This window comes from Ideonella alba (assembly GCF_018069875.1).
Lineage (GTDB): Bacteria > Pseudomonadota > Gammaproteobacteria > Burkholderiales > Burkholderiaceae_C > Ideonella > Ideonella alba.
In genome coordinates this window covers 100,157-118,959 of sequence record NZ_JAGQDF010000006.1, presented here as the reverse complement: position 1 = coordinate 118,959, position 18,803 = coordinate 100,157, and the positions used below count along the sequence as shown (strand labels likewise).

Genomic DNA, 18,803 nt, shown 5'->3' with positions numbered 1-18,803 from the left:
CCACGAGGAGCCTGCCATGAGCGCGATCGATCCCACCCCCGAGAAGCCCGAAGCCCCTGCCGCCGGCGACCGCCGCGGCTTTCTGCGCCAGGCCGCCAGTGTTGGCGTGGCGGCCACCGGCATCACCGGTTTCCCCTTCGTCCATGCGCAGGAGAAGATCACGCTGCGCTACCTGGGCACCGCGGTGAACCAGGACAAGAAGATCGCCGAGAAGTTCGAGGCCGACACCGGCATCAAGATCCAGTACATCCCGGTCACGACCGACGACGTCACCAAGCGCGCGGTCACCGCGCCCAACAGCTTCGACCTGATCGACACCGAGTACTTCTCGCTCAAGAAGATCCTGCCCACTGGCAACCTGCTGGGCATCGACACCCGGCGCATCAAGAACGCCGACAAGATCACCACCCTGTTCACCAAGGGCGAGGTGGCCGGCAAGAAGGTGGGTGACCAGGGCACGGCCCCGAAGAAGGTGATGTACGTGGCCAACCCCACGGCCAAGGACTTCGCCAAGGAGCCCACCCAGTTCATGACCCTGATTCCCACGGTCTACAACGCCGACACGCTGGGCATCCGGCCCGACCTGATCAAGCGCCCGATCGAGAGCTGGAAGGAACTGCTCAACCCCGAGTTCAAGGGCAAGGCGGCGATCCTGAACATCCCCTCGATCGGCATCATGGACGCGGCGATGGTGGTCGAGGCCATGGGCCTGTACAAGTACCCCGACAAGGGCAACATGACCAAGGCCGAGATCGACCTGACGATCAAGACCCTGATCGAGGCCAAGAAGGCCGGCCAGTTCCGCAGCCTCTGGAAGGACTTCAACGAGTCGGTCAACCTGATGGCCTCGGGCGAGGTGGTGATCCAGTCGATGTGGAGCCCGGCCGTCACCGCGGTGCGCACCAAGGGCATCCCCTGCGTGTTCCAGCCGCTGAAGGAGGGCTACCGCGCCTGGGCCGCCGGCTTCGGCGTGCCCAAGACCGTGACCGGCCGCAAGGCCGATGGCGTCTACGAGTTCATCAACTGGTTCCTTGACGGCTGGGCCGGCGCCTACCTGAACCGCCAGGGCTACTACAGTGCGGTGCTGGAGACTGCCAAGGCCAAGATGGAGGCCTACGAGTGGGCCTACTGGATGGAGGGCAAGGCCGCCACCAAGGACATCCTGTCGCCCAACGGCGACGTGCTGGCCAAGGTGGGCGCGGTGCGCGACGGCGGCAGCTACGAGCAGCGCATGGGCGGCATCGCCTGCTGGAACGCCATCATGGACGAGAACGCGTACATGGTGCAGAAGTGGAACGAGTTCGTCGCTGCCTGAGCACCGCGCCGTGATGTCGAAGGCCCCGAACTCCTCCGTGCTGGCGTGGCTGCAGGCGGCCCCGCTGGCGGCGGTGTTCGTGGTCTTCTTCGTCGTGCCGCTGGGGCTGATCGTCGCGGTCAGCTTCTGGCAGGCCACCGACTACGAACTGATCCCGGCCTTCAGCGCGCAGAACTACCTGGACGTGTTCCGCGGCTGCGGCAGCAGCCTGGTCACGTCGGGCGAGGACCTGTGCGTCACCCTCAAGACCTATGGCTCGACGCTGCGCTTCAGTCTGCTGACCTGGGCCATCACCGCGGTGCTGGGCTTTGCGATCGCCTACTTCCTGGCCTTTCATGTGCGCAGCCAGTGGATGCAGACGCTGCTGTTCATCGTCTGCACCGTGCCCTTCTGGACCAGCAATGTGATCCGCATGATCTCGTGGGTGCCGCTGCTGGGCCGCCACGGCCTGGTCAACCAGGGCCTGCAGGCCGCGGGTCTGGTGGACGCGCCGCTGGAGTGGCTGCTGTTCTCGGAGTTCTCGGTGGTGCTGGCCTTCGTGCACCTGTACACGATGTTCATGATCGTGCCAGTCTTCAACTCGATGATGCGCATCGACCGCAGCCTGATCGAGGCCGCGCGCGACAACGGCGCCAGCACCTGGCAGACCGTCTGGCATGTGGTGCTGCCGCTGTCGCGCACCGGGCTGATCATCGGCTCGATCTTCGTGCTGGCGCTGGTGATGGGTGACTTCGTCACCGTGGGCGTGATGGGCGGACAGCAGATCGCCTCGGTGGGCAAGATCATCCAGGTGCAGACCAGCTACCTGCAGTTTCCGCTGGCGGCCGCGAATGCGGTGATCCTGCTGGCGGTGGTGCTGATGATGATCGTGGCGCTGCTGCGCCTGGTCGACCTGCGGCGGGAGCTCTGAGCATGGCCAGCGCCGCTCGCCGCGAACCGCGCGCCCCCGGCTTCTGGCCTCTGGCCGTGGTGTTCGTCGCCTTCGTGCTGTTCCTCTACGGGCCGATGCTGGCCATCGTGGTGCTGAGCTTCCAGGGCCCCGAGGGCGGCCTGACCTTCCCGATGCGCGGCTGGTCGCTGCACTGGTTCCGCCAGCTGTGGGAGGGCATCGGCGTGATCGACATCGGCGCCGCGCTGCGACGCTCACTGCTGCTGGGCACGGTGGTGATGGCGCTGACGGTGCTGCTGTCGCTGCTGGCCGGCCTGGCCTACCGCAAGCGCCTGCCCGGCGGCACGCCGCTGTTCTACGTGGTGGTGGCCAGCCTGATCATGCCCAGCATCATCGTGTCGTTGGGCATCGGGCTGATGTTCCGGCTGCTGGATGGCGGCGTGAAGTGGGCGCTGGAAGCCTGGGCGCCCGAGGCGCTGGAGGGCTTCACCACCACGCTGGGCATGTTCAGCTCGGGCCTGGGCGCGCAGCTGACCTGGACTCTGCCCTTCGGCCTGCTGATCATGTTCGCGATCTTCAACCGCTTCAACCCGGCCTACGAAGAGGCGGCGCGCGACCTGGGCGCCAGTGCCTGGCAGACCCAGCGCCATGTGGTGCTGCCGCTGATCGCGCCCAGCCTGGTGGGCATCGGCATGTTCGGCTTCACGCTCAGCTGGGACGAGATCGCGCGCAGCTCGCAGGCCATGGGCGACCTCAACACCCTGCCGCTGGAGCTGCAGGGCCTGACGACCACGGTGACCACGCCGGTCATCTATGCGCTGGGCACGGTGACCACGGCCATCTCCTTCGCCGTGATGGGCCTGAGCCTGGCCCTGGTGGCGCTGTGGCGGCGACGCGGCTGAGGCGGGAGCGGTCGGCCGACACCGCCACCGACCGGGTCTACCAGGGCATCTACCAGGCGATCGTCGAGCACCGCCTGGCGCCCGGCCTGCGCCTGCGCGAAGAAGAACTGGCCGAGAGCTTTGGCGTCTCACGCACCGTGGTGCGCCAGGCCTTGCAGCGCCTGGCGGCCGACCAGGTGATCGAGCTGCAGCACAACCGTGGCGCCCAGGTGCCGCAGCCCGACCTGGCGCAGGCGGCATCGGTGTTCGCGGCGCGTCAGGTGGTGGAATGCGAGATCGCGCGCCAGCTGGCGGGCCGGCTCACACCCGCGCAACTGGCGGCCCTGCGCGCCTTGGTGGCGGCCGAGGCCCAGGCGCTGCAGCGCGGCGACCACGCCACCGCGGTGCGGCTGTCGGGCCAGTTCCACCGTGAACTGGCGGCGCTGGGCGGCAACCCGGTCTTCCTGCGCTGGATCGACGAGTTGCTGCCGATCACCTCGCTGCTGATCATGCTTTACCAGCGCCACGGCCACCCGGGCTGCGTGGCGCACCGGCACGAGGACCTGGTCGAGGCGCTGGCCAGCGGGCCGCCGGCGCGCGCGGCGTCCGAGATGCGCCGCCACCTGCAGGAGCTGGCCCGCTCGCTGGCCCAGGCGCCGGCCGCGGCGGCGCTGCGCGATGTGTTCGCGGCCTACCGCGAGCCGGCGGCGGCCGCACGCTGATCAGCGCCGCCAGACCGGCGCTGCGTGACGATCAGCGCCGCCAGGCCGCCGCGGTGTAGACCGCCAGCGCCGCCCAGATCAGGCCGAACCCCAGCAGCCGCGCCGGCTGCAGCGGCTCGTGGAAGACCCACAGGCCCAGCATGAACTGGATCGACGGGCCCAGGTACTGCAGCAGGCCCAGAGTGGCCAGCGTGATCTGCCGCGCGCCGTGGGCGAACAGCAGCAGCGGCACGGCGGTCAGCGGGCCGGCCAGCACCAGCCAGAACCAGTCGGCGGGCGCGTGGGGTGCGCCGCCGCTGGCCACCAGCCAGGCCAACGCCGGCACGGCCAGCGGCGCCAGCAGCATGGTTTCCAGCGCCAGGCCTTCCACCGCACCCAGCGGCGCCGTCTTGCGCAGCAGGCCGTACAGGCCAAAGCTGGCCGCTAGCCCCAGCGCGATCCAGGGCGGCGCGCCGGCCGTCCAGCCCAGCCACAGCACGCCCAGGCCGGCCATGGCCACGGCCACCCACTGCATCGGCTTGGGGCGCTCGCCCAGCACCACCATGCCCAGCAGCACGTTGAACAGCGGGTTGATGAAGTAGCCCAGGCTGGCTTCGAGCACGCGGCCCTGCTGCACCGCCCACACATAGAGCAGCCAGTTGGCGGCCAGCAGCGCGGTGCTGGCGGCAAAGGCCCCCATGGCCCTGGGCGTCAGCTGGCGCAGCCAGGCCCAGCGCCGCTGCCAGACCAGCAGGCCCAGCACCATCACCAGCGACCAGACCGAGCGGTGGCCCACCATCTCCAGTGGCGGCACCGAGGCCAGGCGGTGGAAGTACAGCGGAAAGAGGCCCCAGATGATGTAGGCGGTGGCGGCACTCAGCAGACCGGGCGGCATGGGCAGGCCGCAAGGTCGGCGGCAGAACAACGGGCCCCTATTGTGGCGGTACGGCCGCGCCCAGGTCGGGCAGGGACTTCCACTCCGGACCGGCCGCGGCCAGCCACTGCTGCGCCGGCCAGTCGTCCAGGGCCGGGACGGCCAGCGACAGCGCATGCAGCCACAGCCGCTGCACCCCCAGCCAGTCGGCCAGCGCGCGGTTCAGCGGCCCTTTGCCATGCGTGCTGTCGCCGATCAGCGGATGGCCCAGGTGCTTCAGGTGGCGGCGGATCTGGTGGCGCCGTCCGGTTTCCGGCCAGGCCTCGACCAGCGCGACGCGGGTGCCGTCGAAGCCCGGCCGGGTGGACAGCGGCCACTCGGCCCGCGCCAGCGTGCGGCCCCGCGTGCAGGCATCCAGCATCGGCTGGCCAAGGCTGGGGCGTTCGGGGTCGCGCGCCAGCGGGTGGTCGACGGACCATTCATCCGCCGGCCAGCCGCGCACCAGCGCCAGGTAGCGCTTGCGGCACTGGCCGGTCTCGAAGGCCTGGCCCAGCGCCCGGGCGGCATCGGCCTGGCGGGCCAGCACCAGCACGCCCGAGGTGCCCTTGTCCAGCCGGTGCACCGGCGACAGCGGGCCCCACGCGGGGCGCAGGCGGTCGAGCACGGTGTCGGTCTCGTGGGCGTCCAGGCCGCTGCGGTGCACCAGCAGACCGGGGGGCTTGTCGACGACCAGCAGCGCCTCGGTCGCGCACAGCACCACCAGGTCGTGGCGCACGGGCGACAGTGCAGCGCCAGCCTGTCCCACAGGCTGGGGATGCCCCGATGAACTGGGGAGGGCGCTGATCACGGGTCTTTTTGAAAAATGCCTGTCATCGAACCGCGGCACCATGACCGCGCAAGGAGGGACCGACCATGCCTCAGACCTATTATCTCGGCGGCCGCACGCCGCTCGTGACCTGGACCGCCTGCCTGCTCTGGGCGCTGGCCACCGTGCTGGCCGCCTGGGTGGGGTGGTGGGGCAGCACCGCGTCCGCGTGGTGGATCGCGGCCGCCGGCGTGACAGCCGCGCTGTTCTCGGTCACCGGTGCCGGCCTGTGGTGGCGTCTGGAGTGGGCGCGCCGGGCCAGCATGGCCTGCCTGCTGGCCGCGGGCGCGGGCAGCGCCGCCCTGGTCTGGCTGTTGGCCGGCCAGGCGCTGTGGGCCCTGCTGGCCGCGCTGCCGGTGGCCGCTGCGCTGGCCTGGCTGGCGCGCCGGCTGGCGGCCGACGCGGTGCGCGAGCAGTTCGTCGCCTGAGTCCCGCTCAGCGCAGGTCGCCGTCCACGTAGTACCAGCGCGGCGCGCCCTCCAGGGCCGCGCGCTCGAAGCGGCTGGTCTCATGCAGGCGGTGCGCCCGCCCGCCCAGCTTGCTGCGCGCGACGAACTCCACCTCGGCATGGTCCGGCGCCGTGACACGGTGCCGGCGCACCTCCAGGCCCAGCCAGCGCAGCCCGGCCGGGTTTGGCGACAGGTCACCGGGCCGCGTGCGCGGATGCCAGGTGTCCCTCAGGTAGTCCAGCCGGTCCAGCACATAGGCGCTGTAGCGTGAACGCATCAGCGACTCGGCATCGGGGGCCTGCAGGTACAGCGGGCCAGCATGCCAGCGGCCACAGCAGTCGGCCAGCGGTCGGCCGCTGCCGCAGGGGCACGCGGTGGGGAGGGTGTCAGGCATCTCGGGCGGGGTGGGCGAAAAGTTGCGCTAGAATGCGAGGCTTCACCCAGACAGACCACGGGTGCATCGCTTACCAGGAGAGGTGGCAGAGTGGTCGAATGCGCCGGACTCGAAATCCGGTATACGGTTATACCGTATCGAGGGTTCGAATCCCTCCTTCTCCGCCAGATCAGGGCCTTCGCCACGCGAAGGCCCTTTTCATTTCCGGGCTGCCGGCGCGTCCCCCACGATCTAGTGGGGAGGCCCCCCGGCGGTGCCGTTACTGGCTCAGAATCCCCGCGAAAGAGGGAGCTGCACCATGCACCATGCCGCCACGACGGCGCACCGTTTGACCAGGCCGGCCCGTCGCCGGCCAGGGCTCGGGGCTCGGCCCGGGCCTGCACTGGCGCTCGCTGGCGCCCTGCTGGGCCTGTGCGTCGCGCAGGCGGGGCCGCTGCGGGATCTGTCGCAGACGCCGGAGTGGATGCCGCCGCGCCTGGATGGCCCGGTGGACTGGGGCCCGGGCCCGGGGTGGCCCAAGGCGTTGGGGATGCAGACGCCGGTGCTGCGGCCGTTTGCCGTGCCCATCGGGCCGCCGGACGCGCACCTCAAGGGGGTGTTCGGCCCGGCGTTCGCGTGGTCGCTGATTCCGCTGCACAGCGTGCTGCTGGCCGATGGGCGGGTGCTGTCCTTCGGCACCGGCCCGGATGGCCTGCAGGGCGCGTTGATGAACTATGCGGTCTGGGATCCGGCCCAGGGCACGGGGGAGACCTCGATGCAACTGCTGCCCAACAGCACCGGCACCGACATCTTCTGCGCCGGCCAGACCCTGTTGCCGGGCAGCGGCGACGTGCTGCTGGTGGGCGGCGACCGCACCGTCAAGGGCGTGCGCAACTACGGCAACAACGACGTCAACCGCTTCAGCCCGCTGAACAACAGCCTGACCAAGGAGTCGCCGATGGTCTGGCAGCGCTGGTACGCGACGCTGCTGACGAACACCAAGGGCGAGCAGGTGGCGCTGGGCGGCCTGATCGACCGCGCCTACAACTTCGACGACGGCACCTCCACCGTGGCCAGCCATGCCTCCACGCCCGAGGTCTACCTCAGTGGCGGCGGCTGGCGCACGCTGTTTGCGGCCACCAGCGAGCTGGCCTACGGCAGCATCAGCTCGTCGTGGAGCTACCCGCGCGCCTGGCTGGCACCGGACGGCCGGATTGCCATCCTCACGCCCAAGGGCGAGATCTACGCGCTGGACACCGAAGCGGGCGGCACGCTGGAGCGCACACTGGCCAGCGGCCTGGGGGCCGGTCGGCACATCCTGCCGGCGGTGATGTACCAGCCCGGCAAGGTGCTGAGCCTGCGCGTGGGTGGTGTGGCGAAGCTGGTGGATCTGAACGTGACTCCGCCGGTGGTCAGCGCCACGGCCAATCTGTCTCTCGAGCGCCAGTACGGCAATGCCACGGTGCTGCCCAATGGGCAGGTGTTCGTCAACGGCGGTTCGTCCACCGGCAACAGCCTGGCCGGTGCGGCCTATCACTCCGAAACCTGGGATCCGGCCACCGGCACCTGGACCACCACGGCCAGCGCGGCCAAGCCCCGGCTGTACCACTCCACCGCGATGCTGCTGCCCGACGCCACGGTGCTGACCAACGGCGGCGGGGCGCCCGGTCCGGTGAACAACCTCAATGGCGAGATCTACTACCCGCCCTACCTGTACCACCCCGACGGCAGCGGCCGCCCGGCGCGGCGCCCAGTGATCGCGTCGGCGCCTCAGGCAGGCACCTGGGGGCAGGCGCAGCAGCTCGAGATGGCCGATCCGAGGCCGGTGGCCCGGCTGACCCTGGTGCGCTTCGGCGCGGTGACCCACGCCTTCCACAGCGACCAGCGCTTCCAGGAACTCAGCTTCGCGCAGCGCGGCAAGCGGCTGAGCTACCAGCTGCCGGCCTCGGCCGCGGTGGCGCCGCCGGGCTTCTACATGCTGTTCGCGCTGGATGCGGCGGGCGTGCCGTCGATGGCCAAGGTGATCCGGATCGGCTGAGCAGGCCGGCGGCGTTCACCCGCGCCCGTTCCGCGCCCGCGCAACTGGGGATCGACAGCCCGCCGGACAGGCGCGATAGTCGCCGCTCTGTTGTCTGACCGGAGTCCGCCGATGCGTCGCCTTGCCGCCCCCACCTCCCTGCTGTCCGTCACCACGCTGGCCGCCTGTGCGCTGGCCAGCTCCAGCGCGCTGGCCGCCCAGGGCCTGCAGGTCGAGCTGCGGGCGCCCGCCCAGGTGATGCAGGGCGATGCCGAGGTGACGGTGGAGGTGGTGGTGCGCAACACCAGCGCCCAGCCACAGAAGCTGCTGCGCTGGCAACTGCCCGAGGGCACGCTGCACGGCCCGCTGTTCCGCGTGCGCGGCGCCGATGGCGCCGAGGCCGCCTACCACGGTCCGCTGGTCAAGCGGGCCGCGCCCCGGCCTGAAGACCAGGTGGTGCTGGCGCCGGGCGAGCAGCGCAGCTACCGGGTCGATCTGTCGCGCCACTACGCGCTGCCGGATGGCCGCTACTCGGTGGCCTACCTCGGACGCGCCCGCGCGCCGGGCCGGGCCGACCTGGCGTCCACGGAATCGCTGTCGCTGTGGCTCTCCGGCCGCAGCGAAGCGGTGCAGCGCGTGGTGCCGGAAGCGGCCACCAGCGGCCCGATCACCTTCACCGGCAACTGCACCGTCAGCGAGCAGAACGACCTGACCACCGCGGTGGGCAAGGCCACCGGCTACGCCAGCGAGTCGAAGAAGTACCTGAAGGTGATGACCACGCCGACCACGCGGTACACCACCTGGTTCGGCGCCTACACCGCCACGCGCTACGACACCGTGCGCACCCACTACAACAAGATCACGCAGGCGTTCAAGAAGAAGCCGCTGACGCTGGACTGCTCGTGCACCGACAACGGCGTCTACGCCTATGTCTACCCGAACGATCCGTACAAGATCTACCTGTGCGGCGCCTTCTGGGCGGCACCGATGACCGGCACCGACTCCAAGGCCGGCACGCTGATCCACGAGATGTCCCACTTCACCGTGGTGGCGGGCACCAATGACTGGGCCTACGGCCAGACGGCGGCCAAGGCCCTGGCGATCAGCAACCCCGATCGTGCGGTCGACAACGCCGACAGCCACGAGTACTTCGCCGAGAACACCCCGGCGCAGCCCTGATGAGGCGGCGGACGCTGGCGCTGCTGGTGGCAGGCATGGCCTGGGCGGCGGGCGCGCAGGCGGCCACGCTGGCCTGCAGCCTGCAGGTGCCGCCGCGCCAGGCCCTGGGCCATGCCGTGCTGCTGCAGTTCACGCTGACCAACACCGGCGCCGAGCCGCTGTGGGTGCTGCGCTGGAACACGCCCTGGGAGGGGCGCTGGATGGCGCCCTTTGCCACGCTGAGCCGCGACGGCCAGCCACTCGACTACCAGGGCGCGATGGTCAAGCGGGCGGCCCCGGACGCTTCAGCCTACCTGCACCTGGCGCCGGGCCAGGCGTTGCGCGCGGCGCTGCCGCTGTCGCCGGCCTTCGACCTGCGGCGCGCCGGCAGCTATCTGCTGCAGCCGGCGATCACGCTGGGCGACGTGCAGGTGCAGCAGGGGCGCGACGGGCCGCGCCTGGGCCAGCCGTGGAGCAGCGCCGAACTGGCTTGCGGCGAGGCCCGCTTCGAGCTGCTCGCGCCGCGCTGATCACTTGTAGCCCACACGGTCCAGCATCTGCTGGACCTTGGCCGAGTTGGTGCCGATCGTGGCCACGGGGATCACCTCGGCCTTGAACGGGCCCAGGGCCTTGAGCGCCGGGTTGTCGGCGCCCACGCCGTCCACCACGGCGTATTCGTTGTTGCCGTTGGCGAAGTAGGCCTGCGCCGAGGGGCTGGCCAGGTACTCCAGGAACTTGCGCGCGGCCTCGGGGTGCGGGGCGTTGCGGGCGACCGCGCCACCGGCGATGTTCACGTGGGTGCCCTTGCCGTCCTGGTCGGGGAAGACCACGCCGACCTTGTCCATCACGTCGCGATCGGCCGGGTTGGTCGAGCGCATCATGCGCGCCACGTAGTAGCTGTTCGACAGCGCGATCTGGCATTCGCCCGAGGCCACCGCCTTGATCTGGTCGGTGTCCCCGCCCTTGGGCGGGCGGGCCATGTTGTCGACCACGCCCTTGAGCCAGGTCTCGGTGGCCTGCGGGCCGATGTGCTCGAGCACCGCGCCGAACAGGCTCAGGTTGTAGGGGTGGGCACCCGAGCGGGTGCAGACCTTGCCCTTGTTCTTCGGGTCGGCCAGCTCGGCATAGGTGTCCGCATCGGCGCGCTGGACGCTGGCCTTGTTGTAGACGATGACCCGGGCGCGAGTGGAGAAGCCGAACCAGGACGGGCCGTCGCCCTTGTCGGCGCCGCGCAGCCGGGCCGGGATGGCCTTGTCCAGCACCGCTGACTTCAGCGGACGGAAAAGGCCGGCTTCTTCGGCGCGCCACAGCCGGGCGGCATCCACCAGCAGGATCACGTCGGCCGGGCTGGCCGCGCCCTCGGTGCGCAGGCGCTCAAGGATGCCGGCGTCGTCGGCATCGACGCGGTTGATCGTGATGCCGGTGGCGGCGGTGAAGTCCTTGTAGAGCGCCTCGTCGGTCTGGTAGTGGCGGGCGGAGTACAGGTTCAGCACTTTGTCCTGTGCGGCGGCGCCCAGGGGCAGCAGGCAGGCGGCGAGCAGGGCGGGCAGCAGGCGGGTCGGACGCATGGTCGGCTCACGGGAAGGTCAACGATGCACTGGAGTGTAATAGCAAACGCGAACAATTCGCAATCACATATTGATGCGGCTCCAGCAGCGTCCGGTCCGGCGCTCAGCAGCCGGTGGCGCCGCGGCCACGGCCCAGCAGCAGCACCGGCAGCAGGCCCACCGCCACGATGGCCAGCGAGGGCCAGGCCGCCTCGCCCAGGCGCTCGTCGCGCGCCAGCTGGTTGGCCACCACGGCCAGCGTGTCGTGGTTGAAGGGGCGCAGCACCAGCGTGGCGGGCAGTTCTTTCATGACATCGACGAAGACCAGCAGCCAGGCCGTGCCGGCGGCGCCGCGCAGCAGCGGCCAGTGCACCCGGCGCCAGGTGGCCCAGGGGCCGTGGCCCAGCAGGCGGGCGCTTTCGTCGAAGCTGGTCGGCAGCCGGGCGTAGCCGGCATCCACCGACTGCATCGCCACGGCAGAGAAGCGCACCAGGTAGGCGTACAGCAGGCCCGCCACGCCGGCCGTCAGCCAGCCGGCCAGTGGCCACTCGGGCCATCGCGCCTGCCAGGCCCCCAGCGGCCACAGCAGACCGATCACGATCACCGCGCCCGGCACCGCATAGCCCAGGCCCACACCGCGCGCCAGCGCGTCCAGCCAGCGGCCGGGCTGACGCCGCCGCGCGGCCGCCAGGGCCATGGCCAGCAGCACGGCCAGGCAGGCCGCTGCGGCCGCCAGCACAAAGCTGTTGACGGCCCAGCCGGCGAAGCGTGAGAGGTCGAGGCCCGGGGCGTCGGCATCACCCTCGGTGCTGGCCAGGCGCAGCAGCGCCAGCACCGGCAGCACGAAGCCCAGCAGCACCGGCAGCAGGCACACCGCCCAGGCGGCCGCGCAGCCGCGCCAGCCCAGCGCCAGCGGCCGGGCGTCGCCGCCATGCAGCGCGCCCTGGCGCGCGGCGGCGAAGCGCAGCCGCGCCTGGGCGCGCTGCTCCATCCACACCAGCAGCGCCACCAGCACCAGCAGGACCGTGGCCAGCTGGGCCGCGGCATCGCGGTCGCCCATCGACAGCCAGGCGCGGAAGATGCCGGTGGTGAAGGTGGACAGGCCGAAGTACGCGCCCACGCCATAGTCGGCCAGGGTTTCCATCAGCGCCAGCGCCACGCCGGCGGCCAGCGCCGGCCGGGCCATCGGCAGCGCCACCTGCGTGACGCGGCGCCACCAGCCGGCGCCCAGCAGGCGCGCGGCCTCCATCAGCGGCACGCAGCGCTCGGCCAGCGCGGCGCGCACCAGCAGGTAGGCGTACGGATACAGGCACAGCACGAACAGTGGCACCGCGCCGCCCAGGCTGCGGATGTCCGGCCACAGCGCGCCCTGCCAGCCAAAGGCGGCGCGCAGCGCGGTCTGCAGCGGGCCGCTGTACTGCAGGGTGTCGGTCCAGGCGTAGGCCAGCACATAGGCCGGCATGGCCATCGGCAGGAGCAGCGCCCACGACAGCCAGCGCCGTCCCGGGAACTCGAACAGCGTGACCACCGCCGCCGTGCTGCCGCCCACCAGCGCCACCCCCAGCGCCACCGCCGCCGACAGCAGCAGCGACTGACCCAGGTAGCCCGGCAGCACTGTGCTGGCCAGGTGCTGCCACAGCGCCAGTCCGTCGGCGTCCAGCGCCGCCCAGCGCGACACCAGCGCGGCCAGGGGCAGCAGCAGCAGAACGCAGACCAGGGCAAGGAGCAGGCGCATGCCAGTCATTCTAAGTAAGAATGATTGTCATTCTGGTACGATCATCGCATGGCACTGCTGCTTGAACACATCGTGGTGCGCTACCGCGGCTCTGCGGCCGCCGGCGGCGACCTCGACGCCGTGCGCGAGGTCTCGATGGGCCTGGCCGCCGGCGAGATCGGCGTGCTGGTCGGCCCCTCGGGCTGCGGCAAGACCTCGCTGCTGCGTGCCGTGGCGGGGCTGGAGCCGCTGGCCGGAGGGCGCATCCGCCTGGCGGGGGATATCGTCTCCGACCCGGCCGCCGGCCTGCACCGCCCGGCCGAGCAGCGCCGCGTCGGCATGGTGTTCCAGGACTACGCGCTGTTTCCGCACCTGGACGTGGCGGCCAATGTGGCCTTCGGCCTGCACGCGCTGGGCCGGGCCGAGCGCGCGCGGCGGGTGCAGGAGATGCTGTCGCTGGTGGGCCTGCCCGAGGTGGCCGGCAAGATGCCGCACCAGCTCTCCGGCGGCCAGCAGCAGCGCGTGGCGCTGGCGCGGGCGCTGGCCCCGGCGCCGCGCCTGTTGCTGCTGGACGAGGCCTTCTCGGCGCTGGACGTGGAACTGCGCGAGCGCCTGGCCCACGAGGTGCGCGCCATCCTCAAGGCCAGCGGCACCGCCGCGCTGGTGGTGACGCACGACCAGATGGAGGCCTTTGCGCTGGCCGACCGCCTGGGCGTGATGCAGGCCGGCCGGCTGGAGCAGTGGGACCGCCCCTACGACCTGTACCACCGCCCGGCCACGCGCTTCGTGGCCGACTTCATCGGCCACGGCGTGCTGGCGCCGGCCCGCATTGTCAGCACGCCGCAGGGGCCCCGCGTCGACACCCCCCTGGGCCTGCTGGCCGACGCCGACGAGTGCCCGCTGCCCGATGCCTACCCCGGCGGCGAGTGCCTGGTGCTGCTGCGCGCCGACGACATCGAGCACGACGACGCCGCCCCGGTGCGCGCGCGCATCCTGCGGCGCGACTTCCGCGGCGCCGAGTTCCTCTACACGCTGGCGCTGGCCGATGGCCTGGAGGTGCTGGCCCATGTGCCCTCGCACCACGACCATGCGCCGGGCGAGTGGATCGGCATCCGGCCGCGGGTCGAGCATGTGGTGACCTTCCCGCGCTGAGCGGTGCACCGCCGCTGGGCCAGCGCTTCACAGTTCTTCACGCACGGGCCAAGCGGGCCCAACGGCCGGGCCCCAGCATCGGGGCATTGCCTGCCTGGAGACCGCGATGACCTATGCTTCGGCCCACGCCTACCCCGCCCGTGTGCGCGCCCCGCTGCGGGCCGACGAGATGCTGCCTGCCCGCCTGCTCCTGATCGACGACGACAGCCGCCTGACCGCGATGGTCGGCGACTACCTGCGCGGCCACGGCTACGAGGTCGACACCGCTGCCTCGCTGGCCGAGGGCCGCGAGCGCCTGCGCCGCGTCGCCTACGACGCCCTGGTGCTGGACCTGATGCTGCCCGACGGCGACGGCCTGGACATGACCCGCGAGCTGCGCGCCGATGCCCGCACCCGCCGTCTGCCGCTGCTGATGCTGACCGCGCGCGGCGAGCCGATGGACCGCATCCTGGGCCTGGAGATCGGTGCCGACGACTACCTGCCCAAGCCCTTCGAGCCGCGCGAGCTGCTGGCCCGCATCAAGGCGCTGCTGCGGCGCGTCGCGCCCGAGGCCCAACCCGACGAGGTGCTGTCCTTCGGACGGCTGGAGATCGACCTGGGTGCGCGCGAAGCGCGGCTGGACGGCCAGCGCTGCGACCTCACCGGCCACCAGTTTGACCTGCTGGTGGTGCTGGCGCAGAGCGCCGGCCGGGTGCTCTCGCGCGACCAGATCATGGATGCGCTGAAGGGCCACCCGCTGGAGGCCTTCGATCGCTCGATCGACGTGCACGTCTCGCGCATCCGCGCGGTGATCGAGGAAGACCCGAAGAATCCCAAGCGGGTGCTGACGGTGCGCGGCACCGGCTACGTCTTCGCCCGCAAGCAGGACGGCGAATAGCCCCGCGCGCGTGAAGACGCTGTACCTGCGCATCTGGCTCACGGTGGTGGCCGCGCTGGCGCTGTTCGCGCTGGCCGGCGGCTGGATGGTGCAGCGCCACCTGGAGCAGGAGCGGGCGCAGTTCGAGCAGCGCATCCGCGAGCGCATGGCCAGCTGGGCCGAACTGATCGAGAACGCCTTGCCCGAGCCCGGCGCCCCCGATTCGGTCCAGGCGGCGATGCTGGCCGAGTGGTCGCAGCGCCTGCGCCTGCCGCTGGCGCTGGACGCCGCCGATGGACGGCGCATCGCCGCGTCCGAGAGCTTCGAGCGTCGCCAGGCGGCCAACCGCGGCGAGGTGCCGCGCAACGCGATCAGCACCCGGCTGGACGATGGCCGCACGCTGTGGCTGATCCGCCCCAACCTGGACCGCCTGCTGCGCGAAGCCTCGGGCGGCCGCGGCCCCAGGCCGCCGGAGCTGGGCGGCGGCGATGCGCCGCCGGACCTGGCCGATCCGGGCAGCGGACCCCCACGTGGCCCCGGCGGCGGCCCGGGTGGTGGCCCGGTGGGTGACCCGGGCGGCGACCCGCCCCTTCGCCTGGAGCCCCCGGAGGGACGTTTCGGTCCGCCCGGCCTGCCCGGAGAGGGCGACCTGGCCGATGGCCCGCGCGGCCCCCGGGGCGACCGCCATCCGGCGTGGTGGCGCCTGATGCTGCCGCGCGACTGGCCGGCCGGTGCCGCGCTGGCGGGGCTGCTGGCCGCGCTGTTCGTGGCCGTGGCGGCCGGCGCCTGGCCGGTGGTGCGCGGTCTCACCCGCCGCCTGGAGCGCCTGCGCCAGGGCGTCGAGGCCTTCGGCGGCGGTGCGCTGGACCAGCGCGTGCCGGTGCAGGGCCGCGATGAGGTGGCGGCGGTGGCGGCCAGCTTCAACCAGGCGGCCGACCGCATCCAGGCGCTGCTGCAGTCCAACCAGAGCCTGCTGGCCAATGCCAGCCATGAACTGCGCTCGCCGCTGGCGCGGCTGAAGATGGCGGTGTCGATGCTGGACGATGCGCCGCCGGCGATGCGCGAGAAGCTCGGCCGCGAGATCCACACCAACATCGCCGAGCTCGACGCGCTGGTCGAAGAGGTCCTGTTGTCCAGCCGCCTGGAGGCTGGCGCGCCGCAGGAGCTGGACGACAGCATCGACCTGGCGGCGCTGGCCGCGGAAGAGGCGGCGCGGGTGCAGGCCGAGGTGCAAGGCGCCGCGCTGCGCGTGCGCGGCAGCGAGCGCCTGCTGCGCCGGGGGCTGCGCAACCTGCTGGAAAACGCCCGCCGCTATGGCGGCGACGAGGTCACGCTGCTGCTGGCCGAGTCGCCCGAGGGCCCGCGCGTGCGCGTCTGCGACCGCGGCCCGGGCGTGCCTGAGGACCTGCGCGAACGCATCTTCGAGCCCTTCTACCGCCTGCCCGGTCATGCCGAGCGCGAGGGCGGTGTCGGCCTGGGCCTGGCGCTGGTGCGGCAGATCGCGCAGGCCCACCAGGGCAGCGTGCGCTGCGAGCCGCGTGAGGGCGGCGGCAGCTGCTTCGTGCTGACGCTGCCGGCGGCGCGCCGGCTGTGATCAGCCGCGCCGGCGCAGCACCCAGGCCTTGAACACCACCAGGAAGACGCTGCACAGCACCAGCGCCAGCGTTGACGCGGCCCAGAATCCCGGCGCACCGCGCAGCGTGTCAGGCACCCGGGTGCCATCGTCGAAGGCCAGCTGCGAGCCCAGGCCCAGCCCGATGCCCCACAGCGTGCCGGCGTAGATCACCATCGGCACCGTGGCCACGCGCCAGGCGCGCAGCACGAAGGCGGCCATGGTCTGCGCGGCATCGCAGACATGGAACACCACCAGCCAGGACAGCAGCGACAGCGCCACCGCCGCCACCGCGGCGTCGCCGGTGTACAGACCCACCACCTGCACCCGGCCCAGGTAGACCGCCGCGGCCAGCACGCCGGAGGTGATCAGGGCCAGCGCCATCGCATGCCAGCCCAGGCGGCGGGCGTCCGCCAGATCACCCGCCCCCACGCGCTGGGCCACCAGCGTGCTGCCGGCATTGGCCAGCGACAGCGGCAGCATGAACATCAGCGAGACCAGGTTGATGGCGATCTGGTGCCCCGCCACCGGCACCGTGCCCAGCCGGGCGATGAAGAAGGCCATGAACGAGAAGGCGCTGACCTCCACCAGCACCGCCATGCCCATCGGCACGCCCAGGCGCAGCAGGCCCAGGATGGCGGCGCGGCTGGGCGGGTGCAGGCCGCGGCCCCACAACGCGAAGCGGTCGTAGAAGCGGTCGCGGTGCAGCATCCAGGCCGCGGCGGCCAGCTGCAACCACATCGCCGCCGCCGTGGCCAGGCCGGCGCCGGTGACCCCCAGCGCGGGCAGGCCCAGTGCCGGCCAGCCAAAGACCAGCGCGGTGGACAGCGGCAGCTTCAGTCCCAGCCCGGCCAGTTGCAGCACCATCACCGCCTTGGGCCGCGACACCGCGGTGTTGAAGGCGCGGTAGACGGTGAACAGCAGCGAGGCCGGCAGCGCCAGCGCCAGCGCCAGCAGGTAGCCGCGCACCTTGGCTTCCATCTCGGGCGTGGCACGCGAGAGCGCCAGGAAGGGCTGAGGGAACAGCAGCAGCGTGCAGCCCAGCAGCGACAGGCCCAGGGCCAGCCAGATGCCCTGGTGCAGTTCGTCCCCGGCGGCCTCCAGCCGGCCGGCGCCGAAGAGCTGGCCCACCACCGGCGACACCGCCAGCACCGCGCCCATCAGGCCGACGAAGACCGTGATGTAGGCCGCGGCGCCCACGGCAAAGGCCCCCAGGTCCGCGGGCGAGTGGCGCGCCACCAGCAAGGTGTCGATGGTGCTGAAGGCCAGCACCGCGAGCTGGCCCACCAGCACCGGCCAGGCCAGCGGCACCAGGCGGCGGACGCTGTCGCTGAAGCGGATCATCGGGCGGTGCCGTCCAGGCTGTGCGGGTCCGGATGGTCACTGCCCGTGGCCAGGCGGGCGCGCTCGGCATAGCGGTTGAAGCGCCAGGCGGTGGCCTCCAGGCTGATGCGCCGCCAGACCGCGCGCTTCTCGCCCGGCGACATCTGCGGCCAGTGCTGCACCTCGTGTTCGGTGCGGCCGCAGCCCTTGCACAGCGCATCGCCCTGGGCGGTGGAGCAGATCGCGATGCAGGGCGCATCCGGGGTGCTGCGGTACCAGGCCAGCCAGGCCTCGCGCGCGGCGGCGGGCAGCGTGGCCTCGTCGGCCTCGGACTCGCGGTAGTAGACCATCAGCGCATACACCTCGGCCAGCGCACGCACCTCGGCGCAGGCCTGCAGGCCGTCGGGCGAGGGCTGGCGGGCGCGCCACCAGTTGATGGCGCGCTCGATGTCGGTGATGTGGATGCCGGCCATGGGCGAGGATGCAGACGAAAAAGCCGCCTCGGCGGGCGGCTTGGCGATGGTAGCGGGTTGGCTCGACCCGCGGTGCGCGGGGTGCTTTGTCAGTCGACCAGTCGGATCTCGACGCGGCGGGCCTGGTCGGCAGTGCCGTCACCGGTGGTGGACTCGGGCTTGCGCAGGCCGATGCGGGCGGCATCGACGCCGGCGGCCACCAGCGCGGCACGCACGGCCTTGGCGCGGTTCTTGGCCAGCTCGGCATTCTTGGCGGGGTCACCGCTGGCGTCGTGGAAGCCCGACAGCACCAGCTTCTTGCCCGCGGCCGCGGTGGCGGCCGCCTGGGCCTTGGTGATCTCGGCGGCGGCCTCGGCGGGCAGCTCGGCCGAGCCGACGGCGAAGAACAGCGTGCCGGCCAGCTCGCCGGTCAGCGGGCCGTCGATCAGCGCTTCGTCAGCGGCCACCGCGGGCGCCGGGGCCTGGGCGGCGGCGGACTTGTGCAGCTGGCGGATGCCCAGGCCGCCGATCAGCCCGAACAGCAGCAGCGCAATGATGCCGATGGTGGTCCAGACGCCAACACGGGCGCCGTCGTCGATGTCGTCGAGCATGGAAATCCTCCGGG

The 18,803-nt window shown here is 71.9% G+C and carries 19 protein-coding genes and 1 tRNA gene; 12 read left to right on the top strand and 8 right to left on the bottom strand.

What is annotated here, in order from left to right; all coding sequences use genetic code 11:
* The first annotated feature begins 16 nt into the window (after positions 1-16).
* From KAK07_RS12135 to KAK07_RS12120, 4 genes are read left to right on the top strand one after another with little or no spacing between them, the layout of a single operon-like run.
* A complete protein-coding gene (locus tag KAK07_RS12135; protein ID WP_210854628.1) occupies positions 17-1,315 on the top strand; it encodes an ABC transporter substrate-binding protein in 1,299 nt (432 codons plus the stop codon).
* A gap of 13 nt (positions 1,316-1,328) precedes the next feature.
* On the top strand, positions 1,329-2,225 hold the full coding sequence (locus tag KAK07_RS12130; RefSeq protein WP_210861010.1) for an ABC transporter permease: 897 nt from the start codon (positions 1,329-1,331) through the stop codon (positions 2,223-2,225).
* 2 nt (positions 2,226-2,227) lie between these two features.
* Complete coding sequence (locus KAK07_RS12125; RefSeq protein WP_210861008.1) at positions 2,228-3,106, top strand: ABC transporter permease; 879 nt, start codon at positions 2,228-2,230, stop codon at positions 3,104-3,106.
* A complete protein-coding gene (locus tag KAK07_RS12120; RefSeq protein WP_310740724.1) occupies positions 3,088-3,807 on the top strand; it encodes a GntR family transcriptional regulator in 720 nt (239 codons plus the stop codon). The genes KAK07_RS12125 and KAK07_RS12120 overlap by 19 nt, the downstream gene beginning before the upstream one ends.
* A 31-nt stretch (positions 3,808-3,838) precedes the next feature.
* Here the strand turns inward: KAK07_RS12120 and rarD are convergent, their stop codons facing one another.
* Both rarD and KAK07_RS12110 read right to left on the bottom strand, forming a co-directional pair.
* Positions 3,839-4,681, bottom strand: coding sequence for an EamA family transporter RarD (rarD, locus tag KAK07_RS12115; RefSeq protein ID WP_210861006.1), 843 nt, complete (start codon positions 4,679-4,681; stop codon positions 3,839-3,841).
* A gap of 37 nt (positions 4,682-4,718) precedes the next feature.
* Positions 4,719-5,435, bottom strand: a complete 717-nt coding sequence (locus KAK07_RS12110) for a pseudouridine synthase (RefSeq protein ID WP_310740723.1) — start codon at positions 5,433-5,435, stop codon at positions 4,719-4,721.
* A 137-nt stretch (positions 5,436-5,572) separates the two neighbouring features.
* On the opposite strand from KAK07_RS12110, the gene KAK07_RS12105 reads away from it, so the two are divergent.
* The gene (locus tag KAK07_RS12105; protein WP_210854623.1) at positions 5,573-5,953 is read left to right on the top strand and encodes a hypothetical protein; all 381 of its coding nucleotides are present in this window, start codon (positions 5,573-5,575) and stop codon (positions 5,951-5,953) included.
* Positions 5,954-5,960: 7 nt separating this feature from the next.
* On the opposite strand, the gene KAK07_RS12100 is transcribed toward KAK07_RS12105, so the two are convergent.
* On the bottom strand, positions 5,961-6,368 hold the full coding sequence (locus KAK07_RS12100) for a YchJ family protein (RefSeq protein ID WP_210861002.1): 408 nt from the start codon (positions 6,366-6,368) through the stop codon (positions 5,961-5,963).
* Between the two features lie 76 nt (positions 6,369-6,444).
* Here KAK07_RS12100 and KAK07_RS12095 point away from each other — a divergent pair.
* The 4 genes from KAK07_RS12095 to KAK07_RS12080 all read left to right on the top strand — a co-directional run bounded on the left by KAK07_RS12095 (position 6,445) and on the right by KAK07_RS12080 (position 10,052).
* Positions 6,445-6,535 (top strand) — tRNA-Ser (locus KAK07_RS12095).
* Positions 6,536-6,831: 296 nt separating this feature from the next.
* A complete protein-coding gene (locus tag KAK07_RS12090; RefSeq protein WP_210861000.1) occupies positions 6,832-8,385 on the top strand; it encodes a galactose oxidase early set domain-containing protein in 1,554 nt (517 codons plus the stop codon).
* A gap of 111 nt (positions 8,386-8,496) precedes the next feature.
* Positions 8,497-9,543, top strand: a complete 1,047-nt coding sequence (locus KAK07_RS12085) for a M35 family metallo-endopeptidase (RefSeq protein WP_210860998.1) — start codon at positions 8,497-8,499, stop codon at positions 9,541-9,543.
* Positions 9,543-10,052, top strand: a complete 510-nt coding sequence (locus tag KAK07_RS12080) for a hypothetical protein (protein WP_210854619.1) — start codon at positions 9,543-9,545, stop codon at positions 10,050-10,052. Before KAK07_RS12085 ends, KAK07_RS12080 begins: the two co-directional genes overlap by 1 nt.
* On the opposite strand, the gene KAK07_RS12075 is transcribed toward KAK07_RS12080, so the two are convergent.
* Both KAK07_RS12075 and KAK07_RS12070 read right to left on the bottom strand, forming a co-directional pair.
* Positions 10,053-11,090 carry an extracellular solute-binding protein gene (locus KAK07_RS12075; protein ID WP_210854618.1) on the bottom strand — a complete coding sequence of 346 codons (1,038 nt, stop codon included), beginning with the start codon at positions 11,088-11,090 and terminating at the stop codon, positions 10,053-10,055. It lies immediately after the preceding gene.
* 103 nt (positions 11,091-11,193) lie between these two features.
* Positions 11,194-12,804, bottom strand: a complete 1,611-nt coding sequence (locus tag KAK07_RS12070) for an ABC transporter permease (RefSeq protein WP_210854617.1) — start codon at positions 12,802-12,804, stop codon at positions 11,194-11,196.
* A 48-nt stretch (positions 12,805-12,852) separates the two neighbouring features.
* On the opposite strand from KAK07_RS12070, the gene KAK07_RS12065 reads away from it, so the two are divergent.
* The 3 genes from KAK07_RS12065 (at position 12,853) to KAK07_RS12055 (ending at position 16,385) form a co-directional block, all read left to right on the top strand.
* Positions 12,853-13,935, top strand: a complete 1,083-nt coding sequence (locus KAK07_RS12065; protein ID WP_210854616.1) for an ABC transporter ATP-binding protein — start codon at positions 12,853-12,855, stop codon at positions 13,933-13,935.
* 172 nt (positions 13,936-14,107) lie between these two features.
* The gene (locus KAK07_RS12060) at positions 14,108-14,812 is read left to right on the top strand and encodes a response regulator (RefSeq protein WP_210854721.1); all 705 of its coding nucleotides are present in this window, start codon (positions 14,108-14,110) and stop codon (positions 14,810-14,812) included.
* A gap of 10 nt (positions 14,813-14,822) precedes the next feature.
* Positions 14,823-16,385, top strand: coding sequence for a sensor histidine kinase (locus tag KAK07_RS12055; RefSeq protein ID WP_310738604.1), 1,563 nt, complete (start codon positions 14,823-14,825; stop codon positions 16,383-16,385).
* Here KAK07_RS12055 and KAK07_RS12050 read toward each other — a convergent pair whose 3' ends face one another.
* From KAK07_RS12050 to KAK07_RS12040, 3 genes are all read right to left on the bottom strand, one after another.
* Positions 16,386-17,747: an MATE family efflux transporter gene (locus tag KAK07_RS12050; protein ID WP_210854615.1), complete on the bottom strand. Its 1,362-nt coding sequence runs from the start codon at positions 17,745-17,747 to the stop codon at positions 16,386-16,388.
* A complete protein-coding gene (locus KAK07_RS12045; protein WP_210854614.1) occupies positions 17,744-18,199 on the bottom strand; it encodes a DUF3717 domain-containing protein in 456 nt (151 codons plus the stop codon). Before KAK07_RS12045 ends, KAK07_RS12050 begins: the two co-directional genes overlap by 4 nt.
* A gap of 89 nt (positions 18,200-18,288) precedes the next feature.
* Positions 18,289-18,789: an OmpA family protein gene (locus KAK07_RS12040; protein WP_210854613.1), complete on the bottom strand. Its 501-nt coding sequence runs from the start codon at positions 18,787-18,789 to the stop codon at positions 18,289-18,291.
* Positions 18,790-18,803 lie beyond the last annotated feature (14 nt).

Bases quoted from the DNA above. Each gene is read 5' to 3' on its own strand.
- KAK07_RS12045 (WP_210854614.1), bottom strand. From the start codon at position 18,199: ATGGCCGGCATCCACATCACCGACATCGAGCGCGCCATCAACTGGTGG.
- KAK07_RS12070 (WP_210854617.1), bottom strand. From the start codon at position 12,804: ATGCGCCTGCTCCTTGCCCTGGTCTGCGTTCTGCTGCTGCTGCCCCTG.
- KAK07_RS12050 (WP_210854615.1), bottom strand. From the start codon at position 17,747: ATGATCCGCTTCAGCGACAGCGTCCGCCGCCTGGTGCCGCTGGCCTGG.
- KAK07_RS12075 (WP_210854618.1), bottom strand. From the start codon at position 11,090: ATGCGTCCGACCCGCCTGCTGCCCGCCCTGCTCGCCGCCTGCCTGCTG.
- KAK07_RS12080 (WP_210854619.1), top strand. From the start codon at position 9,543: ATGAGGCGGCGGACGCTGGCGCTGCTGGTGGCAGGCATGGCCTGGGCG.
- KAK07_RS12090 (WP_210861000.1), top strand. From the start codon at position 6,832: ATGCCGCCGCGCCTGGATGGCCCGGTGGACTGGGGCCCGGGCCCGGGG.
- KAK07_RS12065 (WP_210854616.1), top strand. From the start codon at position 12,853: ATGGCACTGCTGCTTGAACACATCGTGGTGCGCTACCGCGGCTCTGCG.
- KAK07_RS12040 (WP_210854613.1), bottom strand. From the start codon at position 18,789: ATGCTCGACGACATCGACGACGGCGCCCGTGTTGGCGTCTGGACCACC.
- KAK07_RS12100 (WP_210861002.1), bottom strand. From the start codon at position 6,368: ATGCCTGACACCCTCCCCACCGCGTGCCCCTGCGGCAGCGGCCGACCG.
- rarD (WP_210861006.1), bottom strand. From the start codon at position 4,681: ATGCCGCCCGGTCTGCTGAGTGCCGCCACCGCCTACATCATCTGGGGC.
- KAK07_RS12130 (WP_210861010.1), top strand. From the start codon at position 1,329: ATGTCGAAGGCCCCGAACTCCTCCGTGCTGGCGTGGCTGCAGGCGGCC.
- KAK07_RS12125 (WP_210861008.1), top strand. From the start codon at position 2,228: ATGGCCAGCGCCGCTCGCCGCGAACCGCGCGCCCCCGGCTTCTGGCCT.
- KAK07_RS12085 (WP_210860998.1), top strand. From the start codon at position 8,497: ATGCGTCGCCTTGCCGCCCCCACCTCCCTGCTGTCCGTCACCACGCTG.
- KAK07_RS12135 (WP_210854628.1), top strand. From the start codon at position 17: ATGAGCGCGATCGATCCCACCCCCGAGAAGCCCGAAGCCCCTGCCGCC.
- KAK07_RS12105 (WP_210854623.1), top strand. From the start codon at position 5,573: ATGCCTCAGACCTATTATCTCGGCGGCCGCACGCCGCTCGTGACCTGG.